The organism is uncultured Meiothermus sp. (assembly GCF_937863175.1).
Classification (GTDB): Bacteria; Deinococcota; Deinococci; order Deinococcales; family Thermaceae; genus Meiothermus.
In genome coordinates, this window is sequence record NZ_CALMCQ010000362.1 from 1 (window position 1) to 2001 (window position 2001).

A 2001-nucleotide genomic window follows, 5' to 3' on the forward strand; every position below is an offset into this window, starting at 1 on the left:
CATGGGAAATAATCTCATACAGGCTCCAAATCGGGTCGCTTTTCACCATAGGCCGATCTTGACATAAACCCGCTGCGGCGCGCCTGCGTCCAAGGCTTTGGGCTTGACTTCCACCTCTACCAGGGCAAAGGGCGGCATCTTCCGTAGTTCCCAGGTCTGGCCCCGCAGGGCCTGGAGGGCCTGCAAGGCAAACTCCATCTGGGGGTCGCGGCTCCCCGAGTTGCGAATAAACCAGGCTCCCATCATCAAGAAAAACTCGAGCATCACCAGTGGAGCGAACAAAAAGATAGGCACCGGGATCTCATGCACCCGCACCCACAAATATACAAACCGAGGGCGAACCAGGCTCAGTTTCGTGAGCCAGCCAGACGGGGGAACTGCTCGAGACACGGCTACCATACTAATCTCTGCGTATCAGGCCGACGAGGGGCCAGAGCCCTTTCCCGACCCCTTAGACCACTTCGATCAAGACCTTCATAGGGCCCGAGATTTTAGATTCGCCATCGCTCACCTTGGCCACATCGCTGATCTCCACGTCCACCAACCGCCCCTCGGGCAGCTCGCCCTTGAGCATGTCGAGGATGCCTGCAATATCAATGCCCTGGGAGCTCAACTGTCGCTGGGCCTCAGGTGGGATAAAGTTGGAGGCGAACTTGGCCAGGGCTGCCGGAACATTGACCCTGACCTTGACATCCTCCCCTTCTACCACAATGCGGATCATCCTGGCGATGCCTCTGGCGGGGGGCGGGGTAGTGGCAACTGCGTAGGCATAACCTGCACTGGGGGAGGCCGTTTTGGGCTGCCCTGTGTCCATGGCCTCCAGCAGGCGGATGGCTTCATCCGCGGTAATTTTGCCTTCTTTGACCATCTCCATGATGCGCTTTTTGTCTTCCATACACTACTCCTTATCCGGTGGTGGGGATGGCCTGGCCGTACTGAGCCGACCACACTTGCAGGGTCAATCTGCCAATCTGCACGGTTATAGACACAGTACCCAGGTGCATGTCGGGCTGGATGCAGTGACAGACATACGCTGGAAGTGCCTAGAGAATTGCAAAGAAAAAAACTGTGGGCAGGGGGCCATGCGCCTTAGTGCGTTTACGCTGGTTTTTGGGTCGCCTGGCCGCTGTCCCCCGGCGGAGGGTTGATTTTGAAGAACCTCTGGTAGCCCTGCTCACAACCTACCTCGCCTTCACTTCCAGGTTGCCCATTCGGACGGTGACCTCGAGGGCGGCCTTGCCATCCCCCACCTGCCGTACTGCCGACCCTTCTGCGTAGGTGCGGCTAAAACCTCTGGTCTCCAGATTGCCCAGGCTCACCCCTGGGTTGAGTTTGACGCTGCTGCCAGCCAGCAGATCGAGCTCGGCGTTGCCCATCGAGACCCGCAGGCGGTGCTGGCCTTCGCGTAGCAGAAGCGTGCCGTCAATATTGCCCGCCGTGACCTCCAGGTCGAGGCCCTCCACCGCTTCCAGTTCGACATTGCCCGCCGCCACCCGGCCCTTCAGGTAACGAATGCCCTGCACCTCTACCTGGGCGGCCTTGCTGTCTACCTCGAGGCCCCAGCCCGGCGGGAGCCTAAGTTCCAGCGAGCCCACCCGGCCCAGCAGTCCACCCAAAAAACTGCTGCTCGCGATGCCAGGGGTCACTTCCAGATCGGCCCCTACAGGACGCATATCCACCTCACCTTCTACCTGCGGCATCTGGAGGCTGGGATCGAGCCGGGCCTCGAGCTGGCCGGCAGTCATTCTGACCTTCACCCAGCGCAACCCCTCGGGCTGCCACCCGGTTGGTGGTGGGGGCGCATACGGATCCTGGCCTGCCGACTCGTCCAGCGCCTCGTTGGCCTGACGGGCTGCCGCATCCCCCTCCTCGAGGGCGGCCAGCAAGAGATCGGCTTCCTGCCGGGTAATTTTGCCAGCTTGCAGTAGGGCCTGGATACGCTCTTGTTCAGACATAGGAGCCTCCGGTATGGGGTTCATGCTCAAACCTCTTCCTCTTTTT

3 protein-coding genes are annotated in these 2001 nt (G+C 60.4%); all 3 read right to left on the reverse strand.

What is annotated here, in order from left to right:
- Positions 1-42 precede the first annotated feature (42 nt).
- The gene (locus Q0288_RS13565) at positions 43-294 is read right to left on the reverse strand and encodes a hypothetical protein (RefSeq protein ID WP_299431317.1); all 252 of its coding nucleotides are present in this window, start codon (positions 292-294) and stop codon (positions 43-45) included.
- A gap of 157 nt (positions 295-451) precedes the next feature.
- The gene (locus Q0288_RS13570; protein ID WP_299431320.1) at positions 452-895 is read right to left on the reverse strand and encodes a hypothetical protein; all 444 of its coding nucleotides are present in this window, start codon (positions 893-895) and stop codon (positions 452-454) included.
- Between the two features lie 286 nt (positions 896-1181).
- On the reverse strand, positions 1182-2001 hold an 820-nt coding region (locus Q0288_RS13575; protein WP_299431323.1), incomplete at its 5' end, for a hypothetical protein.